Annotated in this window: 16 protein-coding genes; 8 read left to right on the top strand and 8 right to left on the bottom strand. The window is 64.9% G+C overall.

What is annotated here, in order from left to right; translation table 11 throughout:
• Positions 1–9: 9 nt before the first annotated feature.
• The 6 genes from AB4Y35_RS24450 to AB4Y35_RS24425 are packed head-to-tail and all read right to left on the bottom strand — an operon-like array spanning position 10 to position 5,761.
• A complete protein-coding gene (locus AB4Y35_RS24450) occupies positions 10–1,146 on the bottom strand; it encodes an NAD(P)/FAD-dependent oxidoreductase (protein WP_368706343.1) in 1,137 nt (378 codons plus the stop codon).
• Positions 1,139–2,575 (bottom strand): FAD-dependent oxidoreductase, encoded by a 1,437-nt coding sequence (locus tag AB4Y35_RS24445; RefSeq protein ID WP_368706342.1) that lies wholly within the window; start codon positions 2,573–2,575, stop codon positions 1,139–1,141. The genes AB4Y35_RS24450 and AB4Y35_RS24445 overlap by 8 nt, the downstream gene beginning before the upstream one ends.
• The gene (locus tag AB4Y35_RS24440; RefSeq protein ID WP_368706341.1) at positions 2,572–2,910 is read right to left on the bottom strand and encodes a (2Fe-2S)-binding protein; all 339 of its coding nucleotides are present in this window, start codon (positions 2,908–2,910) and stop codon (positions 2,572–2,574) included. Before AB4Y35_RS24440 ends, AB4Y35_RS24445 begins: the two co-directional genes overlap by 4 nt.
• A gap of 47 nt (positions 2,911–2,957) precedes the next feature.
• On the bottom strand, positions 2,958–3,752 hold the full coding sequence (locus AB4Y35_RS24435; protein WP_368706340.1) for an ABC transporter permease: 795 nt from the start codon (positions 3,750–3,752) through the stop codon (positions 2,958–2,960).
• 19 nt (positions 3,753–3,771) lie between these two features.
• A complete protein-coding gene (locus AB4Y35_RS24430) occupies positions 3,772–4,677 on the bottom strand; it encodes an ABC transporter permease (protein WP_368706339.1) in 906 nt (301 codons plus the stop codon).
• Positions 4,670–5,761 carry an ABC transporter ATP-binding protein gene (locus AB4Y35_RS24425; RefSeq protein WP_368706338.1) on the bottom strand — a complete coding sequence of 364 codons (1,092 nt, stop codon included), beginning with the start codon at positions 5,759–5,761 and terminating at the stop codon, positions 4,670–4,672. Before AB4Y35_RS24425 ends, AB4Y35_RS24430 begins: the two co-directional genes overlap by 8 nt.
• Positions 5,762–6,083: 322 nt before the next feature.
• On the opposite strand from AB4Y35_RS24425, the gene AB4Y35_RS24420 reads away from it, so the two are divergent.
• Positions 6,084–6,947, top strand: coding sequence for an IclR family transcriptional regulator (locus AB4Y35_RS24420; RefSeq protein WP_368706337.1), 864 nt, complete (start codon positions 6,084–6,086; stop codon positions 6,945–6,947).
• Between the two features lie 500 nt (positions 6,948–7,447).
• Positions 7,448–8,449, top strand: a complete 1,002-nt coding sequence (locus AB4Y35_RS24415) for a GNAT family N-acetyltransferase (protein WP_368706336.1) — start codon at positions 7,448–7,450, stop codon at positions 8,447–8,449.
• 38 nt (positions 8,450–8,487) lie between these two features.
• Here the strand turns inward: AB4Y35_RS24415 and AB4Y35_RS24410 are convergent, their stop codons facing one another.
• Entirely contained in the window at positions 8,488–9,675 is a 1,188-nt protein-coding gene (locus tag AB4Y35_RS24410; protein ID WP_368706335.1) for a glycosyltransferase family 4 protein, read from the bottom strand.
• A 711-nt stretch (positions 9,676–10,386) separates the two neighbouring features.
• Here AB4Y35_RS24410 and hpnJ point away from each other — a divergent pair.
• The 3 genes from hpnJ to AB4Y35_RS24395 all read left to right on the top strand — a co-directional run bounded on the left by hpnJ (position 10,387) and on the right by AB4Y35_RS24395 (position 14,132).
• Complete coding sequence (gene hpnJ, locus AB4Y35_RS24405; RefSeq protein ID WP_368704930.1) at positions 10,387–11,808, top strand: hopanoid biosynthesis associated radical SAM protein HpnJ; 1,422 nt, start codon at positions 10,387–10,389, stop codon at positions 11,806–11,808.
• A gap of 89 nt (positions 11,809–11,897) precedes the next feature.
• Complete coding sequence (gene hpnI / locus AB4Y35_RS24400) at positions 11,898–13,073, top strand: bacteriohopanetetrol glucosamine biosynthesis glycosyltransferase HpnI (protein ID WP_368706740.1); 1,176 nt, start codon at positions 11,898–11,900, stop codon at positions 13,071–13,073.
• 48 nt (positions 13,074–13,121) lie between these two features.
• Positions 13,122–14,132 carry a lysylphosphatidylglycerol synthase domain-containing protein gene (locus AB4Y35_RS24395; RefSeq protein ID WP_368706334.1) on the top strand — a complete coding sequence of 337 codons (1,011 nt, stop codon included), beginning with the start codon at positions 13,122–13,124 and terminating at the stop codon, positions 14,130–14,132.
• Between the two features lie 50 nt (positions 14,133–14,182).
• On the opposite strand, the gene AB4Y35_RS24390 is transcribed toward AB4Y35_RS24395, so the two are convergent.
• Positions 14,183–15,055 carry a hypothetical protein gene (locus AB4Y35_RS24390; RefSeq protein WP_368690497.1) on the bottom strand — a complete coding sequence of 291 codons (873 nt, stop codon included), beginning with the start codon at positions 15,053–15,055 and terminating at the stop codon, positions 14,183–14,185.
• Between AB4Y35_RS24390 and AB4Y35_RS24385 the strand changes: the two genes are divergently transcribed.
• The 3 genes from AB4Y35_RS24385 (at position 15,054) to tssB (ending at position 17,253) form a co-directional block, all read left to right on the top strand.
• Positions 15,054–15,557, top strand: coding sequence for a DUF3455 domain-containing protein (locus tag AB4Y35_RS24385; RefSeq protein WP_368706333.1), 504 nt, complete (start codon positions 15,054–15,056; stop codon positions 15,555–15,557). The two genes, AB4Y35_RS24390 and AB4Y35_RS24385, sit on opposite strands and share 2 nt — an antisense overlap.
• Positions 15,558–15,638: 81 nt before the next feature.
• Positions 15,639–16,694 carry a type VI secretion system protein TssA gene (gene tssA, locus AB4Y35_RS24380; RefSeq protein ID WP_368706332.1) on the top strand — a complete coding sequence of 352 codons (1,056 nt, stop codon included), beginning with the start codon at positions 15,639–15,641 and terminating at the stop codon, positions 16,692–16,694.
• 43 nt (positions 16,695–16,737) lie between these two features.
• The gene (gene tssB, locus AB4Y35_RS24375; protein ID WP_368706331.1) at positions 16,738–17,253 is read left to right on the top strand and encodes a type VI secretion system contractile sheath small subunit; all 516 of its coding nucleotides are present in this window, start codon (positions 16,738–16,740) and stop codon (positions 17,251–17,253) included.
• The last annotated feature ends 4 nt before the right edge of the window (positions 17,254–17,257 follow it).

The raw sequence follows: 17,257 nt of genomic DNA, 5'->3' as shown, positions 1-17,257 counted from the left end.
GGGGACTCCTTATTTGATTGGGAGAGCGGCATGAACGGAAGACTGCGTGAAGCGCCCGATTGCGAACGCTTCGATGGGCGTGCTCGTCGCGCCTTCGCTAACGAGTTCGGCGAGGACTTCGCCCACGCCCGGCGCCAGCAGGAAGCCGCCGCCGGAAAAGCCGAACGCATGCAGGAGGCGCGGCGTGGTGTTGCTGAAACCGATGATCGGGTTGCTGTCCGGCGTTTCACCTTCCACGCCGCTCCACGTGCGGATCAGCAGCGCGTCGCGCAGGCCGGGCACCAGCGCGCAGGCGTCGCGCATGACGGCTCGCGTGGTGGCGGTGGAAGGCTGCGCGTATTCGCCGTCGCCGTGGCCGCGTCCGCCGCCGATCACGCAGTTGCCGCGCTCGACCTGGCGCGCGTAGACGCCGCCGCCGTACACGCCCAGGTTGTGCTGGATAAAGCGCGGCAGCGGCTCGGTCACCCACATGTTCGGGTAGATCGGCTTCATCGGCACGGTTTCGCCGAACGCGCCCGCCACCGTATTGGCCCAGGCGCCCGACGAGTTGATCAGCCAGTCGGCGCTGATGCGCTCGTTGCCCGCGCGCATCTGGAAGCGCCGGCCGTCGAAGCTCAGGTCGCCGAGTGCGGTCTGCTCCTGCACGTGCGCGCCCGCGCGCCGCGCCGCCGCCGCGAAGCCGGGCGAGACGAGACGCGGATTCGCCTGGCCGTCGCTCGCGCAGAGCGCCCCGCCAATGGCGGCCTTGCCGAGCCACGGGTAGCGGTGCCGAAACGCTTCGCCGCTCATGACGAGCGACTCGACGCCGAAATCGCGCGCCATGGCGGACCATGCGTGGAGCGCCTCGAGATCGCTGTCGCGGCGCGCGAGGCGCAAGTGCCCCGAGACGACGAATTCACCGTCGCTGCCGATCAGCTCGGGCAAGCGGCTCCACACGCGCCGGGCGCGCACCGCAAGCGGCAGTTGCTCGGCGCTGCGGCCGTGGGTGCGCACGCCGCCGTAGTTCACGCCGCTCGCCTGCGCGCCGCAAAAGCGCCGCTCGAACAAGCCGACGCTCACGCCCTTGCGCGCGAGCGCGAGCGCCGCCGATGCGCCGACGAGCCCGCCGCCCGCTATCACAACCTGGAAGTGGCGCGTGTCACTCATCGTGGGCTTCCTCTTCGATGACCTGCACGCCGTCGTCGAACAGCATCGGTGAAATGGGAATCGGCTTGATGGGCGCCTGGCTGCGCAAGCGGCCCACCTCGTGCAGCGGCTTGCCGGTCTCCGCGCTCAGCAGCGCCATGGCCGATTCGCCGCACATGCGCCCCTGGCAGCGCCCCATGCCGATGCGCGTGAGCGCCTTCAGGCGGTTGACCTCGGTGGCGAAGCCGTTGCGGATGCAACTACGCAGCGCGCCCGCGTCGACTTCCTCGCAGCGACAGACGGTCAGATCGTCGGGCCAGTCGGCGGCGCAGTTGGCCGGCGGGGAGAACGCCTGCTCGATGCCCACGCGAAAGCGCGTAATGCGTCCGAGGCGCTTCTCGATCGTTGCCGCATCAGGCAAATCGGCATCGTGCGTTGGCGCTTCGATGCCGATGTCTTCGAGCACGGCGAGCGCGGCGCGGCGGCCCGCGAGTTCGGCGGCATCGGCGCCCGCAATGCCCGCGCCGTCGCCGGCCAGATAGACGCCCGGCACGGAGCTGCGGCCCGCCGCATCGCGTTCGGGCAGCCAGCAGCGGTTGAGGGCGTCGAAGGCGAAGCGGCAGCCCGCGAGATCGGCGAGCTGGGTTTCGGGCCGCAAGCCGTGGCCGAGGCCGACCGCGTCGCAGGCAATGGCGTGCTCCTTGCCGTCGGCCGCACGCCAGCGGACGTATTGCACGGCCGCGTCGCCTTCGATGGCTTCGAGCGAGACGCCATGCTCCATGCGCACGCCATGCGCCTTGAGCCACGCAACGTAATAGACGCCCTTGGCGAAGGTACCCGGCTGATTGAGCAGCTTCGGCGCGGCGGCGGCCTGGCGCGCGAACGGGCTCGTGTCGAGCACGGCGGCCACGTGCGCCCCGGCTTTCGCATACTGATAAGCGACGAGGTAGAGCAGCGGCCCGGTGCCGGCGAACACGGTGCGCTGACCGATTGCGCAGCCCTGCGCCTTCAGGGCGACCTGCGCGCCGCCGAGTGTATAGGCGCCTGGCAGCGTCCAGCCGGGCAGCGGCACGATGCGGTCGGTAGCGCCGCTCGCGATGATCAGATGCGACCACGGCACGCTCGCTTCGCGGCCCTCGCGCAAGGTGTCGAGCCGGCCCGGCTCGCACGACCAGGCCAGCGTGTCGGGCCGGTAGTCGATCTTCGGGAGCAGTTCGGCCATGGCGCGATGGACCGCATCGGCCTTCTTCGCCTCGAAGCCGTAGAGCGCGGTTTTCGTGCGCGAGAAGCCCGCACCGTCGGCGGGCTGACGATAGATCTGGCCGCCCCAGCGCGCGTTTTCGTCGATCACGGTGGGGCGCAGTCCCGCGGCCACGAGCGTTTGCGCGCCGCGAATGCCGGCCGGGCCCGCGCCGACGATGACGATGCGATCAGACCTGACCGCGCTCATCGCGCACCTCCGTCATAAGATTCGGTATCCGAAGCGGTGCGCGTCAGCACACGCATGCCTTCGCGCAGTGGCGTGGAGCAGGCGCGCAGGCGCGTGCCGTCTTCGCTGCGCACCCAGCAGTCCTGGCAGGCGCCGATCAGGCAGAAGCCCGCGCGCGGTTCCGTGCTGAACTCGCTGCGGCGCACGTGCCGCTGATGCGTGAGGATCGCGGTGAGCAGCGTATCCCCCGCGAGCGCCTTGACTTCGACGCCGTCCAACACGAAGGAAACGCTCGCGCGCGCGGTTTCGGCAACGCGGACGAACTGGGCAAGAGAAAGCGGCGTGACGGTGCTCATGGAAGGTCGGTGGCGCGGCAGCTGGAATCGAAAGAGGCGGGCGGCGTTCAGTGCTGCCCGATCAGAATGCGGTTGAGCCCGTACACGCGGTCGAGCAGGAACATCGCGCCCGCGGTGATGAAAATGACGAGCGCGGAAACGGAAGCCATCATCGGGTCGATCGACTCGGTCGCGTACATGTACATGCGCACGGGCAGCGTGACGGTTTGCGGCGAGGTCACGAAGATCGACATCGTCAGTTCATCGAAGCTGTTGATGAAGGCGAGGAGCCAGCCGCCCGTGATGCCGGGCACGATCATCGGCAGCGTGATGCGGCGGAAGGTAGTCCAGGCGTTCGCGCCGAGCGACGCGGCCGCATGCTCGATGCTGCGGTCGAGGCCGCTCACCGAGGCGAGCACGAGCCGCATGACGAACGGCGTGATGATGATCATGTGCGCGAGGATCAGCCAAGCGAACGAGCCGGTTGCGCCGATCAGCGCGAAGAAGCGCAGCAGCGCGATGCCCAGCACGAGCCCCGGAATCACGAGCGGCGAAAGCAGCAGCGCGTTGAGAAAGCCGCGGCCCGGAAAGCGCGCACGGCCGATCGCGAGGCCCGCGGGCAACGCGATCACGAGCGAGAGCGTGGCCGAGGCGAACGCGAGCTTGAGGCTGTTGAAGAACGCGGTGATGAAGTCGGGGTAGTCGAGAATCGCGCGGAACCAGCGCAGTGAGAGGCCGTGCGTGGGCAGCGTCAAGGTTTCGTCGGGCGTGAAGGCCACGAGAATGACGATGACGAGCGGCGCCAGCACGAACAGGATGACGAAGCTATGGAACGTGAGGGCGAGCGGTCCGTTTTTGCGCATGATGTTGTGTCCTGGGGCCTTAGCCCATGCTGCGCGCGTAGCGCCGTTCGAGCACGCGGTAGTAGGTGAGCATCACCACGAGATTGGCGACGAGCAGCAGCACGGCGATGGTCGCGCCGAGCGGCCAGTTCATCGAGCTGAGGAACTGGTCGTACACGGCGGTGGCCGCCACCTTCAGGCGCCGGCCGCCCAGCAGGCCCGGAATCGCAAAGGCGCTCGCCGACAGGCCGAACACCATGAGACTGCCCGAGAGAATGCCGGGCATGAGTTGCGGCAGCACGATACGGCGCAGGGTGGTGAACGGCGAGGCCATCAGCGACAGCGCCGCGTTCTCGGTTTGCGGATCGAGCCTTTGCAGCGCGGTCCACACCGGAATCACCATGAACGGCAGCATCACGTGCACGAGCGCGATCACGATCGCGAAGGTCGTGTATTCGAGCTTGAAAGGCCCCGCGCCGAACAGGCCGAAGAACTGGTTCACCAGACCGTTCATGTTGAGCAGCATGCTCCAGCCGAACGCACGCACCACCACCGAAACCAGCAGCGGCGCGAGGATCACGAGCAGGAAGAGCGAGCGCCACGGGTCGCGCATGCGCGAGAGGATGTACGCCTCGGGCGTGCCGATCACGACGCACAGCAGCGTGGTGAGCGCGGCAATGCCGAAGGTGCGCAGGAAGATCGTGTGAAAGTACGACGAGCCGAGCACTTCTACGTAGTTGTGCAGATCGAACGCGGCGATGGGGCCGCTCATCGGATCGAAGCGGTAGAACGTGAGCACGAAGGTCATGGCGAGCGGCACGAGCACGAGCGCGGCGAACAGCAGCAGCGCGGGCGCGCTCATGAGCCAGAGCGGCACGTAAGCCTGCCAGCCGGCGCGCACCGTGGCGCGCGGGGCAGGCTGAGAAGTGCGCAGCGTACTAGACACGGGCGCCCTCCTGGTGGATGAAGCGGATCGCGTCGCTATGCCAGTCGATGCCCACCTGGTCGCCCTCGGCAAGCGGCTCCTTGCCCTCGTTCTGGCAGCACACGAGCATTTCGCCCGCGCGGCTGTCGAGCCGGTAAAGCCACTGGCTGCCGAGGAAGAAGCGGCTCGTTACGCGCCCGGCGAGCCGGCCCGAGCCGCTCGCGCACAGCCTGAGCTTTTCTGGGCGGATGCATAGCGTGATCGCGTCGCCCACCCCCACCGCGCGGCCGCGCTCGGGCAGTTGCGCCGTCGAGCCCGTTTCCGCGAGATCGTGGCCGAGATCCACGCGGATCGTGTCGCCCTCGCGCGCGACGATGCGGCCCGCGAGCATGTTGGCCTTGCCGATGAACTGCGAGACGAAGTCGTTCTCGGGCCGCTCATACGCGCGATAAGGCGTGTCGACCTGGGTGATGCGGCCGCTTTCCATCACGACCACGCGGTCGCTGATCGAGAGCGCTTCGGACTGATCGTGCGTGACCATCAGCGTGGTCGTGCCGATCTTGCGCTGAATGGCGCGCAGCTCGAACTGCATGTCTTCGCGCAGCTTGGCGTCGAGGTTGGACATCGGCTCGTCGAGCAGCAGCACGGGCGGCGCGATCACGATGGCGCGCGCAATCGCCACGCGCTGGCGCTGGCCGCCCGAAAGCTCGCGCGGAAAACGCTGCGCGTAGGCGTCGAGGCGCACGAGCGCGAGCGCCTCGCGAATGCGATCCCGGCGCTCGGTCTTGTCCACGCCGCGCATTTCGAGGCCGAAGCTCACGTTCTGCTCCACGCTCATGTGCGGAAAGAGCGCATAGCTCTGGAACACGATGCCGAGGCCGCGCCTGTTCGGCGGCATGTGCGTGATGTCGCGCCCGTCGAGCGTGATGCGCCCGCGCGTGGTTTCCACGAAGCCGGCGATCATCTGCAGCGTCGTGGTTTTTCCGCAGCCCGAGGGGCCGAGCAGTGAGACGAACTCGCCTTTTTCCACCGACAAATTGACGCCGGCGACCGCCTGCAGGTCGCCGAACGATTTCGATACATCGGTCAGGGTGAGGAACGACATGGTGTGGCCTTCCAGTGCTTGGGTTGCGCCGGCACCCGCTGAGCGGATCGCGGTGCAGGGCGTTGAACCGACTGTAGCTAGCCAAATTTTTGGTCGTCAATTTAAAATTCCATCGAGCGATAGAAATCTGACTTATATTCCGTTTAATGGAATACGCGTGCGAGTTGGTCTGTTGATCGTTTCACCCGGTGAGCTTCGGGAAATCCCTGAATGAGCTGGCTGCAAGCGCAGCGACGTTTGGCGGTCCCACCTTTCGGGTAGTGCGCCAATTCGTACGAGCTTTCGGCGGAGATTCCGCTGTATGGAATAAATCGAGGTCGATATGACGTCAATGGAAGAGAAAAGTGGAACGCCGGCCGACGACGCGCGCGGCGCGGGCGTGTTGCAGCGCGCCTTCGCGGTGATCCGCGCACTGGGGGCGAGCCAGGCGGAAGGCAGCCGCATCACCGCGCTCGCGAAGGCCGTGGGGCTGACCCAGGCCACCGTGCATCGGCTGCTGCAGGGGCTGATCGCCGAAGGCGTGGTCGAGCAGGACGAAGGCACGAGGCGCTATCGGCTGAGCGTGGATTTTTTTGCGCTCGCAGCGCAGGCAGGCAATCCCAGCGGCATGCGCACGCTATGCCGGCCCGCGTTGCTGCGCCTGTGCGCAAGCCTTGGCGACACCATCTTCCTGCTCGTGAAGAGCAGCTTCGACGCGGTGTGCCTCGACATGTGCGAAGGTCCGTTTCCGATCCGCTCGTTCACGGGCGATATCGGCGGGCGCGTAGCGCTGGGCGTGGGCCAGGGCAGTCTTGCCATTCTCGCGTTCCAGCCCGAGGCCGAGCGCGAAGAAATCATTCGTTTCAATGTGCCGCGCTTGCGCAGCTACGGCGTGCTGGACGAGGTGTACTTGCGCACGGAGATCGAGCGCGTGCGCAAGCTCGGCTACGCGGGGCGCAACACCGGGGTGCTCGAGGGCATGGCGGGCGTGGCCGTGCCGATTCTCGACCAGACCGGCTGCGCCGTCGGCGCATTGAGCGTGGGCACGCTGGCTGCTCGTCTCACGGAAGACCGGTTGCCGACGATCGTCGAATTGCTCAAGCGGCAGGCCGAAATCATCGGGCCGCAAACGAACTCGTTCGACGTGGCGGTGCGCCGTCCCATGCATGGGCTCACGCGAGCGATGACGACGCAACCATTGGCTTGAGCGACGACGGGCGAGGATCGATTCAGTCGAATGCATTCCTAATTAAATTTCCTGATCGCGAATCGTTCTCGCTGGGTAATCGGTGTGCGAACGTGCAGGTGCGTGCATTGCTGCAATGCGAAATAGCGCAGTATGATCCGACGAAAATCGACCAGGGGGATAACCTATCCGCATGCGTCTTGGTTTTGGCGTAAACGGGCAGGTGGCTATTCGTAGACTGAAGGCGGTGTACGAAATGGCAGTTCGCCGCCATGGAGCTTTGCAATCCATCGCAGCGCGAGCAGGTGACCCTGGAAACGAAAACAGAAGCGCCCGAAGCGCCGTCTTGCGTGTAGTCTTGCAAGACCTGGGAGGGACAAAACCACCCGCCGCGTGAACTGTCATATTGAGTACATGCCGTTGCCACGTCGACGAGAAGTCATTGAGGAGCGTGGGTGCTGGGGGAGGTGGAGCGCATGTGTGATCCCGCAGCGCTTGCAGTCAGAATATACCGGTGATCGATGACGACCATAAACGACCGGACGTTGCCCGTTCTCGAGGCACCGGCTGCAACTGCTACGCCGGTGCCGGTACGCGCGGCGCCTTCGATCTTTCATGAACGCTGGTGGCTCGACATCGCCACGCAAGGCGACTGGAAGCTTGCGGTGGTGAAGCAGGACGACGAGGTCATCGGCGAGATGCCGTACGCGATGCAGCGCACGCGACTGTGGCGTGTCTCGCACCTGCCGCCGCTCACGCGCACGCTCGGGCCGGTCATCAAGTCCGTGACGGGCAGCGAGGCCCGCCAACTGCATCATGAACTCGACGTCACCGGCAAGCTGATCGAGCAGTTGCCCGACTGCGACAGCTTTTTTCAGGTGCTCGACCCGCGCATCGACGACGCCCTGGCGTTCGCGCTGCACGGCTTTACGGTCACAGCGCGCTACACGTTCCGCATCGACCGGAACACGACAGCCGACGAAGCATGGAAGCGCCTGAACAGCAAGACGCGCAACGTGATCCGCAGCGCCTCCCGTGAATTGACCGTCGTGCCGGACATCGCGCCAGGCGAGTTCATCGCGTTCTACGAAGCGAATCTCGCGGCGCGTTCGCGTACCAACGCTTACGGGGATGCAGTCATGCGCGAGCTCGTCGACGCGTTCGTCGAGCGCAAGGCGGGGATGCTGCTCGGCGCCTACGGGCAAGGCGGGAAGCTCGTGGCGGCGGTCGGCCTCGTCTGGGACCATCAGGCCATGTATTACCTGCTGTCGTCGCGCGCGCAGGACGCGCACAGCGGCTCGATCAGCCTGCTGCTGTGGACCGGCATTGGCCGCGCGCTGGAGCGCAAGCTCACCTTCGACTTCGACGGCTTTTCGAGCCCGTCGACATTCAGCTTTCTCAATGGATTCGGCGCGACGCTCACGCAGCGGCTGGGCGTCGAGCGCCACGGCACGGTTTATTTGCTGATGCGTACGCTTAAACGGAAAATTGCGCCCGGGCGCGTGTTCGCCCCCAATCTCTGAGCGGCGGGGCGTCGTGTGGCGAACGATATGGCGCGCTGCTACACGAGTTCGCGCGCGGGATCGCGTGCGCGGCGGGTCGTGACCTCGGCAAGTTCCAGCGCGCTCGAGGCGAAGAGCAACGGGGTCCAGCGCCGGATCGTGCTTTGCGCGCCGGCGGCGAAGCGTTCGCGCAGCGCAGGCTCGCCGCCCAGTTCGCCGATACGCTGCGCGAGCGTCGAGACGTCGCGCGGTTCGACCACGAAACCGTTCACGCCGTCGATCACCACTTCGCCAGCCACGCCGCAGGTGCGCGTGACGATGGCAGGGCACCCGGCCGCGAACGCTTCGTTCACGCACAGGCCCCATTGGTCGAATTCGCTCGCGAGTACGACGAATTCCGCGAGCGCATAGAGATTCGGCATTTCCTGGTTGGCGAGCGAGTTGAGTATCGTCACATGCGGCGTGAGGCCGAGCGAGTCGATGCGCGCGCGCAATTGCGCTTCGAGCGGACCCTGACCCACCAGCACGAGGCCGATATTTTCGTTGTACACCCCGGATTTACGGTAGGCGTCGATCAGCACGTCGACGTTCTTGCGCGCGACGAAGCGGCTCACGCACAGCACATAGCGCTGCGGCAGCCCAAAGCGCGATCGCACGGCCCCCGGGTTGACGCTCGCGGCCTGCGCGAGATCCGAAAAATAGTCGACGTCGATCACGTCGAAACCGATGCGGGATCGTTCCTTCGGGATGCCAAGCGATTGCGCGTAGCGACGATGCTTCTCGCCCGCGACGAGCGCGCCGTCGAAGCGGCTCACGATGAAACGCTTGAGGCGCTCCTTGGTGCGCTGGCGCTGTCCGTCGTCGGCCTTCGAGTCCGACATGTAGATGAGCTTGAAGCGCCGCGTGAGATGTCTGAGGAAACAGAGCACGGCCGAATAGCCGGTGTTGTAGCCGAGCGTGATGACCACGTCGGGCTCGAAGTTGCGCACCTTCGCAATCAGGCGTGCGGTGTCGAGCGCGCCGAGGCCGTCGCTGTCGGCGCCGTTCTCGACCAGCGTTTCCGCCATACGCGGGCGGTTCGCGAAGAATGCCGCGCGGCGTTCCTGCGGGAAGCCATAGACGCCCGAGCGCGCGAAGACCTCGAGCAGCGCCACCTGGTGGCCGCGACTGGAGGCTGCGCTGACGAGAGCCTCGTAGCGAGGGACGTGATAGTCGCCCAGGTTGCCGATGACGAACAGTATACGCATGGACAATGACGGCTCACGGTGGCGCTTGGTTGAGCAGGCAGCGCACCACGGGTGCCTGGCCTGCATGAAATCCCGGACAGTCGTCCTGACCTGCCGGGCAGCGTTGGCTGCGCCAAACCGCTCGCACAATCGCGGCGGGGACTCGCAGTCGCGCCGTTTGCTGCATCGTAACCCGATTGTGAGGCGTTTTTACGCGATGTCGGTGATCAGCGAAAACTTGTCCGATATGGCGGAGGCGATGCAAAGCAGATGAAACCTTGCCGGTCAATTCTTCCGAGGAATACGCAAGGCGCACGCACGAAATGGCACACGACTTGCGTGGCCTGGTTCGATTGACGCGATTTCCAGGTGCCAGAGGGCGGGTTATGCGTGGCTCGTAACTGATTGTCATCACAACGGACATCAATTGGCGCGATGCGATGAAAACTGTCATATCAATGCGTCACACTGGAGGTTTGGCATGTTTCAATACATCGGAAGAAGGGAAAGCGCTTAAGGTCAGCATCAGATTTTCGGCTTAATATCCTAGGGTTCACCCGTGGCGCCCAGGCCTTCAATTCGATAACAAACATGCGAGCTGGAATGCCGATCGAATGTTTTGCGTAATGCATTTCGAGGGAATTGCACGGCGCGGGACGCCGGCCGTGCAAGCCGAGAGGCGCACGCGATCGCTAACCGGGTTTCACCATACTGCGCGGACAATCGAGGAATATGAAAACGCTGTTTCTGCAGGCCCCGTCGTATGACGGCTTCGACGGTGGCGCGGGCTCGCGCTACCAGGCAAAGCGCGAGATCCGCTCGTTCTGGTATCCCACCTGGCTTGCGCAGCCCGCGGCCCTCGTGCCCGACAGCCGCGTGCTCGACGCGCCGGCCGACGGCCTGGGTGTCGAAGAGACGCTGAAGATTGCAGCCGCGTACGACCTCGTCATCATCCACACGAGCACGCCGTCGTTCCCGACCGACGCGCTCTTCTGCGAAGACCTCAAGAAGCGCAAGCCGTCGATCGTCATCGGTCTGGTGGGCGCGAAGGTGCAGGTCGATCCGCATAATTCGCTCACGGCAAGCGAGGCGATCGATTTCGTCTGCCGCGAGGAATTCGACTTCACCTGCAAGGAAGTCGCCGAAGGCATGCCGCTCGCCGAGGTCAAGGGCATTTCGTGGCGCGCGAAGGACGGCTCGATCGAGCACAACCCGGGCCGCCCGGTGCTGGAAGACATGGACTCGCTGCCGTTCGTCGCGCCGATCTACAAGCGTGACCTGAAGATCGAGAATTACTTCATCGGCTACCTGAACTACCCGTACGTGTCGATCTACACGGGCCGGGGCTGCAAGTCGCGCTGCACGTTCTGCCTGTGGCCGCAGACCGTGAGCGGCCACGTCTACCGCACGCGTTCGGTCGAGAACGTGCTCGAGGAAGCGAAGTGGATCCGCGAGAACATGCCGGAAGTCAAGGAACTCATGTTCGACGACGACACCTTCACCGACGACCTGCCGCGCGCCGAAGCGATCGCCATGGGTCTCGGCAAGCTCGGCATGACGTGGTCGTGCAACGCGAAGGCGAACGTGCCGTACAAGACGCTCAAGGTCATGAAGGAAAACGGCCTGCGCCTCTTGCTCGTGGGCTTCGAATCGGGCGACGACCAGATTCTCGTGAACATCAAGAAGGGCGTGCGTACGGACTTCGCGCGCCGCTTCAGCGCCGACTGCAAGACGCTCGGCATCAAGGTGCACGGCACCTTCATTCTGGGGCTGCCGGGCGAGACGCAGGACACGATCAGGAAGACGATCGAGTACGCGAAGGAAATCAATCCGCATACGATTCAGGTGTCGCTGGCTGCGCCCTATCCGGGCACGACGCTCTACAAGCAGGCCGTGGAAAACGGCTGGATGGAAGAGAACAAGACCATCAACCTCGTTTCGAAAGAGGGCGTGCAACTGGCCGCGATCGGTTATGCGCATCTGTCGCGCGACGAGATCTATCACCACCTGGAACAGTTCTATCGCCAGTTCTATTTCCGGCCGTCGAAGATCTGGGAGATCGTGCGCGAGATGCTCACGAGCTGGGACATGATGAAGCGGCGTCTGCGCGAAGGCGTGGAGTTCTTCCGCTTCCTGCGCGCACACGAGGCATGATGGACCGCGCGCATGCGACGGGGCGAACGGGCGCCATCGTTGCGATGGCCGTGACGGTGCTTGCGGTCGCGTCTGCGGCAATCGAAGTCATGCGTGCTGAATTGCCTGGCTTCTCGCATCTGCTCTTCGATTCGTTCGCGGTCCTCAGCGGTCTTTGCGCCGTGGTCGGCATCATCTATACCTGCACGGCGAGCGCGCTGGTCGGCCGTTTCTTCGCACGCGAGGTGGCGACGCCGCAGCACTTTCCGGCCATCACGCTCGCCAAGCCGCTGCACGGCGACGAATGGCACCTCGAGGAGCACCTCGCCAGCTTTTTCGAGCAGGACTATCCTGGACAAGTCCAGTATCTGTTCGGCGTTCACGATGCGCGTGATGAGGCGCTGAACGCCATCGAGCGGCTACGCGCGCGTTATCCCGAAGCACACATCACGGTCGTCGCCGATGCGCGCCTGTACGGTCCCAACCGCAAGATCGCGAATCTCGTGAACATGCTCGAAAAGGCCGAGCACGATGTGCTGTGCTTTGCCGATAGCGACGTGCTCGTCGACCAGAACTATCTGCGCCAGGTGGTCGGGGCGCTGCAGCAACCGGGCGTCGGCCTCGTGAGCGCGGTTTACCGGGGCCTGTGCGCGCCGGGATTCTGGCCGCGCGTGGCGTCGGCCTTGACGAACTATCATTTCCTGCCCGGCGTCGTCACGGGGCTCGCCATCGGGCGCGCGCGGCCGTGCTTTGGCCAGTCCATCGCCATGACGCGTGAAATGCTCGACCGCATTGGCGGTCTGGCGCAGTTCGCGCATCACCTCGCCGAAGACCATGCGATTGGGGAAGCCGTGCGCCGCGCCGGCGCGGAAGTTTCCATTCCGCCCATTCTCGTGCGGCACGCGTGCGTGGAGAATACGTTCGCGAAGCTCTTTGCGCACGAACTGCGCTGGAGTCGCACCGTTCGCGCGGCGGACCGCTCGGGACATCTGGGCGCTGTGCTGATGCATCCGTTCGCGCTCGCCATGCTTGCCGTGGCCTTGTCCGGCGGCGCGGCGCCCGCGTGGATCCTGGCCGCCGTGGCGCTGTGTGCGCGCGCGTGGCTGATCTGGCGGACCGATCGCGCGACCGGCGACAAGTCCAGCGGACTGCTATGCTTACCGCTTTGGGAAATGGTCCAGTTCGCGATCTATGTCGCGAGCTTTTGTTCGTCTGGCGTCGTTTGGCGCGGCACGCGCTTTCGCGTCGACAGGAATGGCATGCTTTCGCCAGTCCACGAGACCTGAGCGTCACAGTAGATTGGGGGGCACAATGAGACGGGAGCATACCCGCAGATGAAGCACATGGGACGTATCGCCGCCCTGGTCGGTCTTGCGATCGCCATATGGCTCGTATGGCGCGAACATCCCGCGGCAGTGCTGCAACTGTTGCGCGGCGCGGGCATGGGCCTCGTGCTGGCGGCCATCGTGCATATCCTGCCGATGTGCGCGAATGCATGGGACTGGGGCAGCCTGATTCGCGCGGCGCAGCGTCCGTCGTTCGCGACGATGCTCAAACTCGTGTGGATTCGCGAGTCGATCAACGGCTTGCTGCCCGTTGCACGCGTGGGCGGGGAACTCGTGTCGTTCCGCCTGCTTGGCCGTGCGGGCGTACGGCCGGCCACGGCGGTGGCGAGCCTCATCGCCGACATGCAGCTCACGCTGATCAGCCAGGTGCTGTTTGCGTTGCTCGCAGCCGGCTATCTGCTCGAACATTCCTCTTCCGATACCGCGCGGTTCGTGGGGCGACTTGCATGGGGCCTCGCGGGTTTCATCCCGTTGCTCGTGCTCTTTGCGCTCGTGCAGCATGCGCGGCCGTTCGAGCGCGCGGCACGCACGCTCAACCGCGTCACGAGCGGCAAGGTCGTCGATCTCGTGGGCAAGTCCGCGCGCGTCGATCTATCCCTCAAGCTGATCTGGCGCCAGACCGGCGTAGTCGTGCGCTACGTGCTCGTCTGGCAAACGCTGCAATGCCTCGGCTATGCGCTCGAAATCTGGATCGCGTTGCGCGTGCTCGGCACGGACGCGACCTTCGTGCAGGCGTTCGTGATCGAAGCCCTGATCCAGATGCTGAGCAGCATCGCGTTTCTGGTGCCGGCCGGCCTTGGCGTGCAGGAGGGCGGCTTCGTCATAATCGGCGGACTGCTGGGGTTCGATGCGCCCACTTGCCTCGCGCTCGCGGGCGCAAGACGCGTGCGCGATCTGATGTTCTATCTGCCCGGGCTGCTTGCCTGGCAGGCGGCCGAATATGGCTGGCCGTCACGACGCCGCACAGAGGGCACGGCCACGCGCACCCGCACGGAATGATCCCGAAGCTGGCCAGATATTGATTGCAGGTTGCGGAGCCCGCGCGGGCGTTAGCCGTGACTCGTGCGCAACTGAAAGCGCCAGCGCTCGAGATTCGAGAGTTCATCCACGGTCTTCTTCTCGATGTCGCCGCGAATCAGGTGATGAATCGTGAGCCGCCCCTGCTGTGTCTCCAGGATCTGCACTAGCCGCGCGCGCTCCCGCTGGCCCTCGAAGCCCAGATCGAAATAGATGACACGGCGACGCGTATCCCCGGTGACGAGACTCAGGCCACCGCCGCCACCGGTTCCGCCGAGCACGCCCATCTGGGGAATATCCCGGATGTGGAGATTCCAGCTGAAGCCATGGCGCGCAATCCACTTCTTTGCATCCTCCTCGCGCTTCATGGCCATGAGTGCGGCGGGCGGACGGTTGGTCACATCGGTCGCGATCGTATAACGCGACCTGTGCCAGTTCCTGAAGGTATTCGACTCGCGATTGTGCGCATACATGTTTCGCACGATCCTGCCTTCGAAGTCCCATTTCTGCGTCGCGGTGTCCAACCTGAACCATTCGATGCACTCGTTCCATTCCAGTTGAGGACATTCGATGTCATCGGCCATGAGCTTGCCGAGCATGGGCGCCTTGACCTCGGCGCGAAACGTCAGGTCGAACTGATGACCCGCGGTGCCCCTGGAGGAGCGCCCGCCGATGGGTTTGATCCGCTCCAAGGGCACAGCGAGACTGGCAATCGTCATGCGGGCTTTCATGGCCTGGCTCCATTCAATTGCGGATGCAGCCATAACAGCCGGACGTTTCCAGATATTCCCGCCAGTGCCTGGCACCCGGCTGCAAAAACAAATGGAATAGTTTTCCGCGCCGGGCTGTTGTGGAAGAGCGGATCGAACTGGATCGACCCCGCTGAGCCAAAGGAGCGTCTCCATGCATCGCCTCTCACGCGGGAAGCACATTGCAATTGGGGCTGGGCTGATTTCGATGATGAGCGGACCGTCCGCACAAGCCGAATCGGTCGACATGCCGGGCGCACAGCCGTTTCTGAGCACGACCGCAGCGGGCGTGCAGATCTACGCCTGCGAGTACGGTACGGATCACGCGCTCGGCTGGGTCTTCCAGCAGCCGAGCGCCACGCTCTACGACGCACACGGCGCCGAGGTGATCGAGCATTCGGCCGGTCCGTCGTGGCAAGCGCGCGACGGCAGCCGCATCGAGGGAAAAGTCGTCGCGCAAGCGCCCAGTGATACGCCAGGCAGTGTGCCGCAACTGCTGCTCGAGGCGCACTCCACCGGATCGCAGGGCATGCTCGCCCCGGTGCGCTACGTGCAACGGGTCAGGACGGTTGGCGGCGTAAAGCCGGCTGCGCCGTGCACCGTCGAGCACGAGTCGGGTAGTTCGCCCTATATCGCGAATTACATCTTCTATAAGTAAGAAGACCGACACTGTACGGTCCGTCAGGAAAGATGGATCGACAATTAATTCGGAATGCAAAGTTAATCGATTCAACCTGCCATGACCATCGATTTCATTACGCATCAGGACTGGACCGCGTGGCTCGAGCCACTCACGCAGGCCGAACCCTGCGGCCCCGACCTCGAATATGACGCGCAATTGCGCGAACTCGAAGAAGCGGTCAGCGGGCGTCCGGAGGCAGAGTATGGCGCCACGCTCGTGGCCGCGGTCCCGCCCGACTGGGAGGCCGCCGATGTGCTGGGCACCGCGTTGATGGCGCGCACGCGAGACCTTCGCGTGGTGATGCATCTGGCGCGGGCGCGCTGGGTTCGCGAGGGCATTGCCGGTCTCGCGGACGGGCTCGTCCTGACTGCCGCACTGCTGGAGCGCCACTGGGAGCACGTGCACCCGCAACTCGACGCCGGCGACGGCGACGGCGACGACGCGACGGCCCGCATCAACGCGCTTGCCGGGTGGACGGAAGCCGGCGGCGTGCTCGCCGGTCTGATGGATAGCCCGCTGCTGGGAGGTATTTCCCCGGTCACGCTGCGCGAGTGGTCGTATGCGAATGGCGAAGCCGTCGCGCCCGAGGGGCACACGGCGATGAGCCTCGCGGCGATCGAAGCGTCGATCGCTGTGTCGCCTGATGCCGCGCGCAACGCGAAGAAGGCGTTCGACACCGCGTACGACAGCGTCCGCGCTGTCGAAGCGACGCTTGCCCAACGCGTTGGCGCGACCCAATCGCTCGATTTCGCCTCGTTGAAGGCGTTGCTGGCGCGTGCATCGTCGCTGCTTGCAACGGGCGTGGGCGTGCACCGGGACGAAGCGCAAATGCAGCACGCAGAAGAGACCGGTGTCGCGTCGCCCGTCGGCGCCAACGGTAACGCACCCATCAATGCCATCGGCAGCCGCGCCGACGTGGCCGCCGCGCTGCAGCGCATTTGCGCCTGGTACGCGCAACACGAACCTGCCAGCCCCGTGCCGTTACTGCTCGAAAGGGCGCGCGGCCTCGTCGAGAAGTCCTTCGTCGATCTCTTGAAGGACCTCGCGCCGGAAGGGCTCGCGCAACTTACCCAGGTGGTCGGTACGGCTGCCGTCGAAACGCCGGTGGAATGATCGAAGCCGCACTGCAACGCAACTCAACCAGGAGAACGGTCAAATGGCCAAGGAGAGCAGTCAGAAGTTCATTGCGCGCAATCGGGCGCCGCGCGTGCAGATCGAGTACGACGTGGAAGTGTATGGCTCGGAGCGGAAGGTCAACTTGCCTTTCGTGATGGGTGTGCTGTCCGATCTTTCGGGGCAGCCGCAGGAAGCGCTGCCGCCCGTTGCGGAACGCAAGTTTCTGGAGATCGACATCGACAACTTCGACGAACGGCTGCGCTCGATGAAGCCGCGCGTGGCGATGCAGGTCGACAACACGCTGACCGGCGAGGGCAAGATCGGCGTGGACATGACCTTCGCGAGCATGGACGACTTCGAGCCCGCCGCGATCGCGCGCAACGTCGAGCCGCTCGCGAGGCTGCTCGAAACGCGCAGCCAGTTGCAGAACCTGCTGACCTATATGGACGGCAAGACCGACGCGGAAAAGCTCGTCGCCCGCCTGCTCGAAGACCCCGCGCTGATGAATGCGCTCGCCGCCGCGCCGAAGCCGCAGGGCGCGCCCGACTCCGAATAAAGGA

This window comes from Paraburkholderia sp. EG286A, assembly GCF_040965375.1.
GTDB lineage: Bacteria > Pseudomonadota > Gammaproteobacteria > Burkholderiales > Burkholderiaceae > Paraburkholderia.
Note: the sequence above shows the minus strand (reverse complement) of the source record. Positions and strands in the feature narration are given on the sequence as shown.